This window comes from Bradyrhizobium altum (assembly GCF_020889705.1).
Taxonomy (GTDB): Bacteria; Pseudomonadota; Alphaproteobacteria; order Rhizobiales; family Xanthobacteraceae; genus Bradyrhizobium; species Bradyrhizobium altum.
The window spans coordinates 13611-27564 of sequence record NZ_JACMYP010000113.1 but is presented as its reverse complement, the minus strand read 5'-3'; the positions used below and the strand labels follow the sequence as shown (position 1 = coordinate 27564).

The 13954-nt window shown below is 64.7% G+C and carries 14 protein-coding genes and 1 pseudogene; 6 read left to right on the top strand and 9 right to left on the bottom strand.

What is annotated here, in order from left to right; genetic code table 11:
- Nucleotides 1–205, top strand: a pseudogene (locus H8B02_RS25215) (omega-aminotransferase AptA); the annotation flags it as partial.
- Nucleotides 206–435: 230 nt separating this feature from the next.
- Here the strand turns inward: H8B02_RS25215 and H8B02_RS25210 are convergent.
- From H8B02_RS25210 to H8B02_RS25175, 8 genes are all read right to left on the bottom strand, one after another.
- Nucleotides 436–1923 (bottom strand): amino acid permease, encoded by a 1488-nt coding sequence (locus H8B02_RS25210; RefSeq protein WP_233287764.1) that lies wholly within the window; start codon nucleotides 1921–1923, stop codon nucleotides 436–438.
- A 158-nt stretch (nucleotides 1924–2081) separates the two neighbouring features.
- Nucleotides 2082–2387: a BA14K family protein gene (locus H8B02_RS25205; RefSeq protein ID WP_229168748.1), complete on the bottom strand. Its 306-nt coding sequence runs from the start codon at nucleotides 2385–2387 to the stop codon at nucleotides 2082–2084.
- A 191-nt stretch (nucleotides 2388–2578) separates the two neighbouring features.
- Nucleotides 2579–3076 (bottom strand): c-type cytochrome, encoded by a 498-nt coding sequence (locus tag H8B02_RS25200; RefSeq protein WP_229168752.1) that lies wholly within the window; start codon nucleotides 3074–3076, stop codon nucleotides 2579–2581.
- 34 nt (nucleotides 3077–3110) lie between these two features.
- Entirely contained in the window at nucleotides 3111–4388 is a 1278-nt protein-coding gene (gene soxC / locus H8B02_RS25195; protein ID WP_229168747.1) for a sulfite dehydrogenase, read from the bottom strand.
- A gap of 221 nt (nucleotides 4389–4609) precedes the next feature.
- Nucleotides 4610–5080 (bottom strand): DUF1801 domain-containing protein, encoded by a 471-nt coding sequence (locus H8B02_RS25190; RefSeq protein ID WP_229168746.1) that lies wholly within the window; start codon nucleotides 5078–5080, stop codon nucleotides 4610–4612.
- Nucleotides 5081–5235: 155 nt separating this feature from the next.
- On the bottom strand, nucleotides 5236–6192 hold the full coding sequence (locus tag H8B02_RS25185; RefSeq protein WP_229168745.1) for a catechol 2,3-dioxygenase: 957 nt from the start codon (nucleotides 6190–6192) through the stop codon (nucleotides 5236–5238).
- Between the two features lie 161 nt (nucleotides 6193–6353).
- Nucleotides 6354–6539, bottom strand: coding sequence for a hypothetical protein (locus H8B02_RS25180; RefSeq protein ID WP_212315109.1), 186 nt, complete (start codon nucleotides 6537–6539; stop codon nucleotides 6354–6356).
- A gap of 95 nt (nucleotides 6540–6634) precedes the next feature.
- On the bottom strand, nucleotides 6635–8527 hold the full coding sequence (locus H8B02_RS25175) for a putative bifunctional diguanylate cyclase/phosphodiesterase (RefSeq protein WP_376711711.1): 1893 nt from the start codon (nucleotides 8525–8527) through the stop codon (nucleotides 6635–6637).
- Nucleotides 8528–8924: 397 nt separating this feature from the next.
- On the opposite strand from H8B02_RS25175, the gene H8B02_RS25170 reads away from it, so the two are divergent.
- From H8B02_RS25170 to H8B02_RS25160, 3 genes are all read left to right on the top strand, one after another.
- On the top strand, nucleotides 8925–10670 hold the full coding sequence (locus H8B02_RS25170) for an ATP-binding protein (RefSeq protein WP_229168744.1): 1746 nt from the start codon (nucleotides 8925–8927) through the stop codon (nucleotides 10668–10670).
- Nucleotides 10671–10768: 98 nt separating this feature from the next.
- On the top strand, nucleotides 10769–11347 hold the full coding sequence (locus H8B02_RS25165) for a peroxidase-related enzyme (RefSeq protein ID WP_229168743.1): 579 nt from the start codon (nucleotides 10769–10771) through the stop codon (nucleotides 11345–11347).
- Nucleotides 11348–11355: 8 nt separating this feature from the next.
- A complete protein-coding gene (locus tag H8B02_RS25160) occupies nucleotides 11356–11868 on the top strand; it encodes an MgtC/SapB family protein (protein ID WP_229168742.1) in 513 nt (170 codons plus the stop codon).
- Here the strand turns inward: H8B02_RS25160 and H8B02_RS25155 are convergent.
- Nucleotides 11829–12455 carry a ParB-like protein gene (locus tag H8B02_RS25155; RefSeq protein ID WP_229168741.1) on the bottom strand — a complete coding sequence of 209 codons (627 nt, stop codon included), beginning with the start codon at nucleotides 12453–12455 and terminating at the stop codon, nucleotides 11829–11831. The two genes, H8B02_RS25160 and H8B02_RS25155, sit on opposite strands and share 40 nt — an antisense overlap.
- A gap of 87 nt (nucleotides 12456–12542) precedes the next feature.
- Between H8B02_RS25155 and H8B02_RS25150 the strand changes: the two genes are divergently transcribed.
- Both H8B02_RS25150 and H8B02_RS25145 read left to right on the top strand, forming a co-directional pair.
- On the top strand, nucleotides 12543–13424 hold the full coding sequence (locus H8B02_RS25150; RefSeq protein ID WP_229168740.1) for an ion channel: 882 nt from the start codon (nucleotides 12543–12545) through the stop codon (nucleotides 13422–13424).
- Between the two features lie 87 nt (nucleotides 13425–13511).
- A complete protein-coding gene (locus H8B02_RS25145) occupies nucleotides 13512–13868 on the top strand; it encodes a hypothetical protein (protein WP_229168751.1) in 357 nt (118 codons plus the stop codon).
- Nucleotides 13869–13954: the final 86 nt, after the last annotated feature.

Here is a 13954-nt window from a genome sequence, read left to right as displayed (position 1 = left end):
CCCGGCCGCGATCGATCTGAAGCCGCGCGACGGCGCGGTCGGCATGCGCGGTCCCGAATGCGCCCGGCGATGCTGCGATGACGATAGCATCCTGATCCGCGCCGCCGCCGATACATTGATGATCTCACCGCCCCCGATCATCACCGAGGAGCAGATCGAGGCGATCTTCGAAGCGATCCGCCGCGCGCTGCACGCGATCGAGTGAACCTGGCCGAAATCTTCAAGCCGGATCCGCTCAACGCGAACACCGTCACCCTGAGGAGCCGCGGAGCGGCGTCTCGAAGGGCGACGGCCCAACTGTGACCGTGCATCCTTCGAGGCTCGCTCCGCTCGCACCTCAGGATGACGGTCGAGATGGCTTCGCAGGGACGACAGTCGCTTGGCGGAGGCGGGCTCGCAGTATCCCGCACAAGGCGAATCCTCGCCGCGCTTGATCTACACCCCGCCCCTCGCCCGCAGCCGGCTGTGGCGTCGGCCGTAGGCCGCATAGATCACAAGCCCGATCACGAGCCACACCGCGAGCCTGATCCAGGTGTCGAGCGGCAGGCCGAACATCAGGAACAGCGAGGTTCCCGCGGCAGCCGGGGCCACCAGCCAGATCGCCGGCGCCTTGAACGGGCGCGGCAAGTCCGGATCGCGCAGACGCAGCACCAGGGTTCCGATCGAGACCACGGTGAATGCGAACAGCGTGCCGATCGAGACGAGCTCTCCGACCAGCCCGATCGGCAACAGCCCGCCGAGAATTGCAGCGACGCTGCCGGCAAAGATGGTCGAGATATAGGGCGTCTGGAAGCGCGGATGGATCCTTGCGGCGATGCCCGGCAGCAGCCCGTCATGCGCCATGGTGCGGAAGATGCGCGGCTGCGCCAGCAGCATGATGAGGATCACCGACGTCAACCCGAACAGGATGCCGAGCTTGATGAAGGGCCCGAGCCAGCCGATCCCGACCGCATCGATGCCGACCGCGATCGGATCGGGCACGCTCAGCTTGTCGTACGGTACGATGCCGGTCAGCACGAAGCCGACCGCGACATAGAGCGCGGCGCAGATCACCAGCGAGCCGAGAATGCCGATCGGCATGTCGCGCTCCGGTGTCTTCGCCTCCTGCGCCGCGGTCGAGATCGCGTCGAAGCCGATATAAGCGAAGAACACCACCGCCGCGCCGCGCACCACGCCGGACCAGCCGAATACGCCGGGACCGGCATTCGGCGGGATCAGCGCGCCCGCCGGATTGCCCGCCGTCACCCAGTTCGCCAGCGATACCGAGGAGGCTGCGGTGGCGAGAAACAATGCGATGACGACGAGCTTCACCACGACGACGAAGCCGGTGAAGCGCGCGGACTCGCGGATGCCGACCACGAGCAGTGCGGTGACGAAAGCGATGATCGCCATCGCCGGGATGTTGATCACCGCGCCGGTCGACGACCACGCACCGCTGTTGGCGTCGTAGGCGAGCGGCGCCGAGGTGAATTGCTGCGGCAGGTTGATGCCGAAATCGCGCATGAAGCTGACGAAATAGCCGGACCATCCGACCGAGACCGCGATCGCGCCGACCGCATATTCGAGGATCAGGTCCCAGCCGATGATCCAGGCGATCAGTTCGCCGAGCGTGGCATAAGCGTAAGTATACGCGCTGCCGCAGATCGGCACGGTCGACGCCATCTCGGCGTAGCACAGGCCGGCGAAGGCGCAGGCGACTGCACCAAGCATGAAGGAAAGCGTGACGGCGGGCCCGGCATTGGCGGCCGCCGCATGGCCCGTCAGCACGAAGATGCCGGCGCCGATGATGCCGCCGATACCGAGCGTCACCAGTTGCAACGCCGAGAGCGAGCGCTTGAAGACCGGCGTCTCCGCGTCGCCGTCGGCACTCGCTGCTTCCCGCAGCAGATCCGCGGTCGACTTTCGGTCCCAGAAACCGGCCAGGGTGTCTGTCACGCCAGCTGCCCTCCGCCGCTCGGGCCCGGCGGGGCCCGACACGATCTGCGGACTATAACGCGCCCGACGTCCGGGCGTTCGGGCGCGGCGCGACGGCCGACGCGCTTATCCACCGCCAAGAACGACAGCCAGCGTGGTCCAGGGCCCTATTGGCAGGGATGGCGACGACCGTCGCGGCCAAGGAAGGTGCCGGACGCAGCATCGAACGAATGGTAGCGTGCGCAAGAGGACGATGGCGCCGCCGGTATGGCGCCATAGGCATTCGCCGGGTTGCCGCTACGTTGCGCCGCCTGCTGGGCCTCACCCCACGGCGTCAGGGCGCCGCCGTTGATCGCGCTCCGCCCCGGATTCTGCGCGTCGAAAAGCGCCGGCTCCGACATCTGGGCCGAGACTGGCGTGAACGTCATTCCCACGAGCAGCACAGCGGCTGCAACGGCCTTGAGTCCGGCCATAGGACCTCTCCGATGCATCAATTGAAATCTAACAAAGAAAGTATGCAAGGGCGGCAGCGCCGTCCCTGTGCCCACAATTGATGTGGTGACGGCCAAACTCCCGATGCAGGGACCACCACGTCACAATGCCGCGAGGCAGCCGTCGTCGTGGCACGACGACCGCGACGCGCGACGGCCGCCTGGTCCGCGCTTCACCGATTATGCACGTCAGGCCGCGGGTCGGAGACGAACCCGTCGCGGTTCGGCATTTTGACGGCGGCGAGCGACTTCGCATCGAGCACCGCATTGGCAGGGACGATGCCGTTGAGGCTGAGGATGTAGGCGGACACCGCGTAGACATCCTCATTGCTCAGCGACTGTGGCGCGTTCTGCGGCATCGCGCGGCGGATATAGTCGAACAAGGTCGAGGCATAGGGCCAGTAGCTGCCGACGGTGCGGATCGGCTTTGGGCTCGCTAGCGTGCCCTGTCCGCCGACCAGGCGGTCACCGACGCCGCCCTGCCCGCTGTCGCCATGGCACGCCACGCATTGCTCGCTGAACACGATGCGGCCGCGCTCGACGCTGCCGCTGCCCGGCGGCAACCCCGCGCCGTCGCGGCCGATATCGATGTTCCAGCCGGCGACCTCCGCCGGCGTCGCCTCGCGGCCGATGCCATAGCGCTCCTCGGCACGAACAGCGACACCGAGCATCGCGATCGCACTCACCAGCGCAACGGTGTTCAGACTACGCCTGGCCATTGGTCACCTCGCCATTCGCATCGATGCGCCAGGGCCAGATCGCGTTGTTGTGATAGAAGGAGTTGAAACCGCGTACCGCCACCAATTCCGCCAGCGTCGGTTGCACGTAGCCGGTCTCGTCGATGGCGCGGCTCTGGATCACTGCGGGGGTGCCGTCCCAGTGCCAGGGCAAGCGGAAGCGCGTGAGCGCGCGTGTCAGCACCGGCTCCTGCAGCTCCGCCTGTTGCCAGCTCTTGCCTTCGTCGAGCGAGATCTCGACGCTCTTAACCTTGCCGTGCCCGCTCCAGGCTATCCCGGTGATCTCGTGAAAGCCGTGCGTGGCCAGCTTCTGTCCGCCGGACGGCCGCGTGATGATCGACTTGGCCTCCATGTAGAAGGTGAATTCGCGCGACGTGCCGTCCGGCATCGGGTCGGTGTATTTCGAGGTCTCCTCGCGCGAATAGGCCGGCTCGGCGACCACCTTGAGCCGGCGCAGCCACTTCACGTTCATGTTGCCCTCGAAGCCCGGCAGCAACAGACGCAGCGGATAGCCCTGCTGCGGACGCAGCCGCTCGCCGTTCTGGCTGTAGACCAGCATGGCGTCGTCGAGGCATTTCTCGATCGGGATCGAGCGCGTCAACGCGGCGGCATCGGCGCCTTCGGCGACGATCCATTTGGCGCCCGCCTGCAGGCCTGCTTCGTCGAGCACGGTCTTCAACGGCACGCCGGTCCATTCCGCGCAGCTCAGCAGGCCGACGAGGTCGGAAGCCGTCTTGCCGTAGGGCTTGGTGTAGACCGGATTGCCGGAGCACTCGAGGAAGTGGATGCGCGACTGCGACGGAAAGCGGCGGATGTCCTCCATCGTGAACACCAGCGGGCGATCGACCATGCCGTGCAGCATCAGCCGGTGCTCGGCCGGATCGATGGTCGGCACGCCGCCATGGTGACGTTCGTAGAACAGCCCGTTCGGCGTGATGATGCCGTCGAGCTCCTGCAACGGCGTGCGGCCCGACGCGGAGATATATTGCGGTAGCGTCTTCGAGATGTTCTTGACCACGCCCTTCTCGTGAACCGATGGCGTGCCATAGGGCTGGCTTCCCATCGGATCGCCGGGCGCTTTCATCCATTCCGGCACGTTGGGCGGAAGATTATTCCCCTGTTCGGCAAGCGCGGTAGAACCGGCAACTCCCGCGATCGCGGAGCCACCGGCCAGTGCTGCGCCCGCCTGAAGGAATCGCCTGCGAGACGCCTCTCGCACGCGCTTGTCCGTCGTGTGTTTGCTCATCGACGTTTTCCTCTGACGTTACCAGAGCATGATCCGGAAAAGTGCGAAGCGGTTTTCCGAAAGGGTCATGCCAGGACAACAACCCGAAGCACGATGACGATTCATCGTGCTTCAGTGCAGCCTAACACCAAACGCCCGAAGCGAGGCAACACTCGCGCGCGCAGAGCTGCATCGACGGCGCGTCGTGGCCATTGCCCGCCGGTCCTGACCTGCGTGGCCACTCACATCCGTTCGCCGGGCAGTTGACTGGCTTGCTTCACCCAGGCGGTGAACTGGGCTTCGTCGAGCTCGTCGTTCTCATGAATATCGAGATAACGCGTGTGCTGCTGCTTGGACTCGCCCGGCGGCACCGGATGCAGCGATGCGCCGCGAAAGAACGCCACTTTGACATAGCGCGTGAAGACATGGATGCCGAGGAACCAGCCATCGCCTTCGATGCCGTAGAGCGGCGAGTTCCATTTCACCGCCTTGTGCACGCCGGGGATGGTACGCACGATGAGCGTGTCAAGCCTGCGTCCGACGTCGCGCTTCCACCCCGGCATCGCCGCGATAAAGGCTTGCACCGGAGCGTTACCATACGCCTTTGCGATCTGCGGATTGCCGCCTGCAAGCAGGCGCGGCTTTGCAGCCCCGCGCTTCGCAGCTCCCTTCCTTGCGCTCTTCGCCGACGTCTTGGGCGTCCTGCCAGCCATTGTGCCTGTTCTCAGTGTTCACGCGCCGCGCGCGACGCAGCGTCTGCCCTCTCAAAGCGAATCATGTCGGCTAGCATCCATATTGTCGTCCGACCGCGCGTGTTCGAGGCGACGTATCGACGCGCGAGGTCAGTTTGCTTACGGCGGTCGAGCATCTAGTCGATCACCGGCGGCGTGCCGTGGGTGTGAAACGACTCGATCGTCTTCAACCCCCAGGCCTGGCCCTTCTTGCGCTCCTCCTCAGTCCACACGATCGGCTTCCAGTCCGGCGCGAGGATCAGGCGGGCTCCCGCATTGGCGACCTCGACGCGATTGCCGCCGGGCTCGTAGACATAGAGAAAGAACGTCTGCTGGATCGCATGCTTGTGCGGTCCGGTTTCGATATGTACGCCGTGCTCGAGAAAAATATCCGCCGCGCGCAGGATCTCCTCGCGGCTGTCGAGCGCGTAGGTGACGTGATGGAAGCGGCCCATCTTACCGTAATGGTCGCGGGTATAAGCGAAGTCGTAGCTCTTGTTCGACATCGTCATCCACATCGCCGCTTCGGTGCCGTCGTTGAGCACGATCTGCTCGGTGGTGCGGCACCCCAGGTAGGTCTCGAAGAACAGGCGGTTGGCCTTGATGTCGACCGCGAGACAGTTGAGATGGTCGAGCCGGCGGACATTGACGCCGCGCGCCGGAAAGCGCTGCGCCTGGTTCTTCAACGCAGGCTTCAGCTCGGCCGGCGCATCGTACCATTCGGTCTCGTAATAGAGCTCGATGACGTGGCCGTCGGGATCGCGGCAGCGGAATGCCGGCCCCTGCCCCATGTCGCCCTCGATCCAGCCGATGTCGAAGCCCGAGCCTTTCAGCGCGGCGACGCGGCGTTCGAGCGCCTGTGGACTACGGGCCCGCAGCGCCATGTGCTCCATGCCGGAGGTCTTCGACGCGGTCAGCTTCAGCGAGTAACGCTCGTAATCGTCCCAGCCGCGCAGATAGACCGACTCGCCCTTCCGGCCGCTGACGGTCATGCCCATGACGTCGACGAAGAACTTAAGGCTCTCGTCGGGCTTCGGCGTCAGCAGCTCCATGTGCCCGAGATGCGCGAGATCGAAGATCGGTTCCGACTGCATGGGGCGGTCTCCTTCCACGACGACGACGCCCGATCGACGGCTTGCCGCTCTGGCGCGCGAGCTTCGGTGCGTCGATTTGTACTAGTGTACAAAGGATTAGGTCCCGTCAACAAAATGTTGATCCCGGAAATTGCGGCAGCCGTCGAGGCCAGCATCCGCGCCTAGCCCTTCGACACCATCACCGGTGCCGGACCGTGCGGCCGGGATAGGGTCGCCGACACCGTCAGCGCAACGGCGAGCGCGCACACCATGCAAAGCTTCATCCGCGCGGTGCGACGATCGGTCATCGGCAGGAAGAAGAAGAACGCGATTGCCAGAACGAGGAGCGCATTCACGAGAATGTACATGGCGGAGCCCTCTTGTTGCGTATCAACAAGATGGCCGGCGCTCGCGCGGCATTCCGTGGCTGAAATCACATATTGAAAGCGGCCGGGGCCGGCGGTCAGGCGACCGAGACGGCCCTCTCGCGATGCAACGACAGCAGTTTGCGGATTTCTACATCCGGCACCGGCCGGCTGAACAGAAAGCCCTGCATCTCGGTGCAGCCGAGGGTGCGGAGCAGGTTGCGCTGCTGCTCGGTCTCGACGCCTTCGGCGGTCGTGGTCATGTCGCTTGCGGCAGCAATGTTCACGACGGCCTGGACGATGGTGGACGACGCGCCGGTCCCCGCGAGATCCTTGATGAAGGCGCGATCGATCTTGATCTTGTCGAACGGGAAGCGCTGCAGGTAGCTCAGCGACGAATAGCCGGTGCCGAAATCGTCGAGCGCGATCCGGACGCCGAGCTCGCGCAACTGATGTAGGATATCGAGCGCGGCCTCGTCGTCACGGATCAGCACGGCTTCGGTGATCTCGAGCTCGAGCCGCGAAGGCGCGAGCCCCGACGCCGCGAGCGCGGCGGCGACGTTCAGCGCCAGCGTCTGGCTCTTGAACTGGATCGGGGACACGTTGACCGCGACGTTGATGTGATCCGGCCAGTTCACGGCTTCCCGGCACGCGGTGTTGAGCACCCAGTGCCCGAGATCGTTGATCAGGCCGGTATCCTCGGCGACCGGGATGAAATCTGCCGGCGAGATGGTGCCGCGTTCGGGATGCCGCCAGCGCACCAGCGCCTCGCAGCAGCTGACCCGGCCGTCCTCGAGATGGAGCAGCGGCTGATAGTGCAGCTCGAAGCTGCCGTCGGCGATGGCCTGGCGCAATTCCAGTTCGAGGCTGCGCCGCGCCTTGGCGCGCGCATCCATGCCGGCTTCGAAGAACCGGTAGGTGCGGCGGCCATCGCTCTTCGCGCCATAGAGCGCGAGGTCCGCGTTGCGCAGCAATTGATCGAGGTCGAGCCCGTCGGCGGGCGCGACCGCGATGCCGATGCTGGCGTCGGTCGTGATCAGGTGCCCGCTGCAATCGATCGGCTGGCGGATGGTCTGATAGATCGCGGCCAGCAGCTGCATGGTCTCGGTCTGATCGCGGACCGCGGTCTGGATCACGGCAAACTCGTCGCCGCCAAGCCGCGCTGCCACATCCGTCCCCCCGACGCAGGAGCGCAGGCGTTCGGCGATGGCCCTCAGCAGCTCGTCGCCGATCTGGTGGCCGAGCGCGTCGTTGACGCTCTTGAACTCGTCGATGTCGATATACATGACCGCGATCTGTTCGTCGGGTCCGATCGTCTTCAGGGCCTGCTCGAGGCGCTGACGGAACAGCAGGCGGTTGGGCAGATCGGTGAGCGCATCATAGTGCGCCATATGCGCGATCTTGTTCTCGGTGCGCGTCCGCTCGGTGATGTCCTCGATGGTCGCCACCCATCCGCCCTCCGGGAGCGGCTTGTTGACGATCTCGATCGCGCGCCCGCCCGGCGCCTCGGTCAGCTGACGCGTCCCGCGGCCGAGCTTCACATTGCGGATAATAGCATCGCAGAATTCGTCGACGTCGCCATCGAACGAGCCGGTCTCCTGCCGGTGCGCGATCAGCCGCTGCATGGTGCAGCCGGGCTTCGCCACATCGGGCGAGAGCCCGAACATCTCGATGTAGGGACGATTGCAGATGATGATGCGCGCCGACGCATCGTAGAGCACGAGCCCCTGCGGAATGTTGTCCACGGCGGTCATGAGATTGCGGCGTTCGGTGGCGAGCCGCGCGTCGGAGATTTCATGCCGCTTCAGCAACAGGAAGACGATCACGGCCATGATGGCGAAGGCCGCCATCAACAAGCCTTCGCGCTCGCTCCACTGCGCGGTCACGCTTCCGAACAGGCTGCCGGCGAGCAGGCCGGCACAGAACGCCAGCCCCTTGGTCGAGCCGGCGTCGGCATTTCCTGACGATGAATTGCGGTGTTCGATGCGCACGCTGATCTCTCCCGGGCGCGGCATCGTTACGCAGCACTGATGGAAAGGTCGTTACAACTCGCAGTTAGCAATCGGTTACACGATACCTGGAGACAGGGCGTAACACATCGCGCCGAAACCTCCGTAAGCCTACGGAGCTGCCGATGCACTCCTCGAAGATGGTGAATCCCGCCTTAACGGAAAAACCGCGAAACAAACCCGGCTGTGCCGGAAAGCGACGATTTCGCCGCCGATGGGCGCGACCGAGCGCAATCTCGCTGCACGATAGAAACAAATCGTCACCGGGAAGGTGTAGATTTAGCCGATGCGCAACCTCGGCGATTTAACGGTTTTTCCAAACCCGGGCGCGCATATTGGTCCGGACATTTAGATTTTGCGAACGAGCCAGGCTGGAACTGTGACATCCTTTGGACGTGTGATCTCTGTGCGCGGCTCGCAGGCCCGGGTTGGGCTGCTGACGGGCGGCCAGATACAGCTTTCAGAAATGCGCGCGACCGTTGGCCGGTTCGTCAGTATCCGCTGCGCGAGCTCGGTCATCGTCGCCATGATCACCGAAGTGTCGTGCGAGAACCTGGCGGCGTCCGACGAATACATGGCGACCGCCTCGGTCGACCTGCTCGGCGAAATCCTCGGCGGCGACCGCCCGAAATTCCAGCGCGGTGTCACCCACTATCCGACCATCGGCGACAGCACCGATCTGATCACCAACCAGGAGCTGCGCACGGTCTATGCGCCGAGCGGCTCGGACCAGATCAATGTCGGCACGCTGCAGCAGGACCGTTCGGTTATCGCCTATGTCGACGTCGAGGAAATGCTGTCCAAGCACTTCGCGGTGCTCGGCTCGACCGGCGTCGGCAAATCCACCGGCGTGTCGCTGCTGCTCAACGAGATCCTGAAGTCGCGGCCGAACCTGCGCATCTTCCTGCTCGACGTGCACAACGAATACGGCCGCTGCTTCGGCGAGCGCGCGCAGGTGCTCAACCCGCGAAACCTGAAGCTGCCGTTCTGGCTGTTCAACTTCGAAGAGATCGTCGACGTGCTGTTCGGCGGCCGGCCTGGCGTGCCCGAAGAGCTCGAGATCCTCGCCGAAGTGATACCGATGGCGAAGGGCATCTACACCCAGTACCAGAACTCCGACCGGGTCGGTCTCGGGCTGAAGCGGGTCGACCCCAAGCAGGTCGGCTACACCATCGATACGCCGGTGCCCTACCGCCTCGTCGACCTGATCTCGCTGATCGACGAGCGCATGGGCAAGCTCGAGAACCGCTCCTCGCGCATCATCTATCACAAGCTGATCTCGCGCATCGACGCGGTCCGCAACGATCCGCGCTACGCCTTCATGTTCGACAATGCCAATGTCGGCGGCGATACCATGGCCGAGGTGATCAGCCATCTGTTCCGCCTGCCCGCCAACGGCAAGCCGATGACCATCATGCAGCTCGCGGGCTTCCCGGCCGAAGTCGTTGATTCCGTGGTGTCGGTGCTGTGCCGCATGGCGTTCGATTTCGGGCTGTGGAGCGACGGCGTCTCGCCGATGCTGTTCGTCTGCGAGGAAGCGCACCGCTACGCCTCCGCGGACCGCAACATCGGCTTCGGGCCGACCCGCAAGGCGGTGTCGCGCATCGCCAAGGAAGGGCGCAAATACGGCGTCTATCTCGGCCTGATCACCCAGCGTCCGGCCGAGCTCGACGCGACCATCATCTCCCAGTGCAACACGCTGTTCACGATGCGCCTCGCCAACGACCGCGACCAGGCGCTGCTGCGCTCCGCAGTGTCGGATGCCGCCGCCAATTTGCTGTCGTTCGTGCCGTCGCTCGGCACCCGCGAAGTGCTGGCGTTCGGCGAAGGCGTGGCGCTGCCGACCCGACTGCGCTTCAAGGAGGTGCCGCCGCACCAGCTGCCGCGCGGCGAAGCCACCATCGCAACGGTGCCGTCGGTCACCGCCGGCCATGACATGCATTTCGTCAGCGCCGTGCTGGAGCGCTGGCGCGGCGCCACCTCGCATCGCGACACGCAGAGCGACGCCAACTTCAACCCTCCCGCACCGCCGCGCACGGTAGCGCCCGCCGAGGCGCCGATGCTGCAGCCGTCACTGGGCCTCGATCCGGACCGCTTCTCGCTCCTGAAGAAGCCGCTGCGCTGACGTCATTCTGGCAGGGCGCCGATGCGCCTTGCGCCCAAGCCGTCATCCACTATGGTTTCGCGTGACGCCGCGTCCCCGCGGCACGCCGGAACCATCTCATGACGCAGCCGACCGCAAAACGCTTTCCGACGCCCGCTCTCGACAAGCTCCCCGAGGATATCCGCAACCGCATCCTGGCGGTGCAGGAGAAGTCCGGCTTCGTGCCGAACGTATTCCTCACTCTGGCCTACCGCCCCGACGAGTTTCGCGCGTTCTTTGCCTATCACGACGCGCTGATGGAAAAGGACTCCGGCCTCTCCAAGGCCGAACGCGAGATGATCGTGGTGGCGACCAGCGCCGCCAACGAGTGCCAGTATTGCGTGATCGCCCATGGCGCGATCCTGCGCATCCGCGCCAAGAACCCTGAGATCGCCGACCAGATCGCGATCAACTACCGCAAGGCCGACATCACGCCGCGGCAGCGCGCGATGCTCGACTTCGCCATGAAGGTCAGCCGCGCGGCCGAGGAAGTCTCGGAGGCGGACTTTGCGGCGCTCGCCGCCCACGGCTTCAGCGACGACGACGTCTGGGACATCGCCGCGGTCGCGGCCTTCTTCGCGCTTTCGAACCGGCTTGCGAACGTCACCGGCATGCGGCCGAACGCCGAGTTCTACATGCTCGGCCGGCAGCCGAAATAGAGGACGCCTTGGTAGACTGGAGCGAGATCATCCTGCGTCTCGGCGCAGCCACTCTTGCCGGCAGCGCGATCGGGCTCGACCGCGACCTGCGCGGCAAGCCGATCGGGCTGAAGACGCTGGGCCTCGTCAGCCTCTCGACGGCCGCGGTGGTGCTGCTGGCCTTGCAGGCGGTTGGGCCCGGACAGTTCACCGATGCCGTGAGCCGCGTGATCCAGGGCGTGCTGACCGGCATCGGTTTTCTCGGCGCCGGCGTGATCGTTCGCCAGGGCGACCGCTTTCAGGTCCGCGGGCTGACCAGCGCGGCTTGCGCGTTCTTCGCCGCCTGCGTCGGGATCGTCTGCGGCGCCGGACACTGGCCGATCGTCATCACCGCGCTCGTGCTGGCATTCCTGCTGCTGACCTTCGGCAAGCGGACCGAGCGCTGGCTGCACCACGCGCTCGGCGGTAAGGAGGACCCGCACAGACCGGAGGCCGTGCCCGGTCAGTCGTCAGATGCTGGCCCGCACCAGCCGGGCAGATAGACCGCGTCCTTGCCGCGGCCCAGCGCCAAGCCCTTCTCCAGCGCCTTGGCGAAATTGTTCTCCACGGTCTTGCGCGGGATGTGGCGGCGCAGGAAGTCGGCCCACAGGAATTCGCTGAACGGCGTCGTGTCCTTGGCAAAGCCGCCGGCCCGGCGCATCTCGCCGGCGAGACTGCGGAACGGATCGTCCTTGAGATCCTTGATCGATCTCGGAATGTCCCTGAAATGGCAGCGCTCGCCCTTTGCATTATAGGGATAGACCCAGCGCTTGTTGTCCATCACGCCCCAGAACACGTCACGTTCGACCATCGTGAGATCGCCGATCACGGTGACCAGGATGTCCTTGACGCCCTCCTCGTGCAGCGCCCGCGCCATGTGATGATGGTCGACCACGTAGTAGCGATCGTCCGGTCCATGGACCACCGGGATCATGTGCTTGCCCAACAGCTCCGCGCGCTTCTTGCTTGAAGCATGCTCGCGCCAGCGCTTCCGCTTCTCCTTCACCTCGTGCATGCCGACCGTCATCTGGGTCGGTCGCAGCGACATGATCGGGACCGGTTTGACGTAGGGCTCGCGCGTATGGGCCATGCTTTGTACTCCCGTTTGACCGGCACTCCGGAATGGGTTCCATTATGACATGATGTCACAGGCAGGCGGAAGAGCCGGTTCGGCGGGATGGCACTGAGAGCAAGCGAACGCGTGAAGGCGCGCACGATCCGTTTCGGCAACCGCGAGGTCGTGACCGAAGGGTTGGAGCTCAGTTTCTGGGCAGACATCAGCCATCGCTGCATGACGGCATCCTGGCCCGCCTTTATTGGCGGTGCAGCATTGGTGTTCATCACCTTCAACGCCGTCTTCGCCTTGATGTATTGGCTTGGCGATCATCCGATCGCCAACGTGCCTGACGGCCAATACATCGACTACCTCTATTTCAGCATCGAGACACTTTCGACCGCGGGCTATGGCGACATGCACCCGCAGACGCATTACGGGCACTTCATCGCCACCATCGAACTCTTCACCGGCATCTTCTCGATGTCGCTGATGACCGGGCTGATCTTCGCCCGCTTCTCGCGGCCGAGCGCGCGCCTGCTGTTCGCCGACAATCCCGTGATCTCGGACCATGAGGGCCAGCTCACGTTGATGATCCGCCTGGCCAACGAGCGGCACAACATCATCGCCAATGCCACCGCGCGGCTGTGGCTGTTCAAGAACGGCGTCAGCAAGGAAGGCATGCCATACCGCCGGTTCTACGAACTGCCGCTCCTGCGCAGTGAAGGCCCGGCGCTCGCGCTAAGCTGGACCCTGTTTCATGTGATCGACCAGGACATCCCGCTCTACGGCCTCGACGCCGCGGAGCTGGAAGCCGTCAATGCCGGGCTCGGCCTCTTCGTGTCAGGCTATGACGACGTTGCAGCGCAAACCGTGCATGCGCGAAAATCGTACGAACATTCCGACGTCCGCTTCGGCCATCGCTATGCCGAGATCCTGCAGGCGACCGACGACGGCCGTCTGCGGATCGACTACAGTCGGTTCCACGAGACCATCGAAGGATAAATACCACCTCTGCGCGCATCAAGATTTTAGGTGTGAAGCGCAGCGAACATGCTAAACATTAGCGGCGACGCGACCGGACTGACAACAGTGAAGACGCAGCGGCCAATTTCCTCGGATGACGAGCACGTGGTGCTGAAATTCCGGCCGCGTACCTCGGCGCAGCCGCCCGGCAAGCGCGAGGAGCCGGTCCGATCGACCCGCCCGACTTCCGTCGCTCCTGTTTCCGTCGCCAACGACCTCTCCCGCTATGAGAAGCCGCGCGAGGAGCCGGACGATTTCCGCCAGCGCATGCTCGCCAACATCGCCGCCTTCGCCTTCACCGTGGCGCTCACCGCGATTGGTATCTGGCTCGCCATGAGCATCGCCGATTTGCGCAAGACCCAGGATTGCGTGCTGATGGGACGCCGGGATTGCGCGAAGATTACGGTGATGCCACGCACTTAGGCAGGCCGGAACCGTACCCAAAAACCGTCCTCGCCGGGCCGGCCAAGCTCCATTGAACTAACGGCCCTGCTCCGATATACGGGCAC

Bases quoted from the DNA above. Each gene is read 5' to 3' on its own strand.
- H8B02_RS25205 (WP_229168748.1), bottom strand. From the start codon at position 2,387: ATGGCCGGACTCAAGGCCGTTGCAGCCGCTGTGCTGCTCGTGGGAATG.
- H8B02_RS25200 (WP_229168752.1), bottom strand. From the start codon at position 3,076: ATGCTCGGTGTCGCTGTTCGTGCCGAGGAGCGCTATGGCATCGGCCGC.
- soxC (WP_229168747.1), bottom strand. From the start codon at position 4,388: ATGAGCAAACACACGACGGACAAGCGCGTGCGAGAGGCGTCTCGCAGG.
- H8B02_RS25190 (WP_229168746.1), bottom strand. From the start codon at position 5,080: ATGGCTGGCAGGACGCCCAAGACGTCGGCGAAGAGCGCAAGGAAGGGA.
- H8B02_RS25185 (WP_229168745.1), bottom strand. From the start codon at position 6,192: ATGCAGTCGGAACCGATCTTCGATCTCGCGCATCTCGGGCACATGGAG.
- H8B02_RS25180 (WP_212315109.1), bottom strand. From the start codon at position 6,539: ATGTACATTCTCGTGAATGCGCTCCTCGTTCTGGCAATCGCGTTCTTC.
- H8B02_RS25165 (WP_229168743.1), top strand. From the start codon at position 10,769: ATGACGCAGCCGACCGCAAAACGCTTTCCGACGCCCGCTCTCGACAAG.
- H8B02_RS25155 (WP_229168741.1), bottom strand. From the start codon at position 12,455: ATGGCCCATACGCGCGAGCCCTACGTCAAACCGGTCCCGATCATGTCG.
- H8B02_RS25150 (WP_229168740.1), top strand. From the start codon at position 12,543: ATGGCACTGAGAGCAAGCGAACGCGTGAAGGCGCGCACGATCCGTTTC.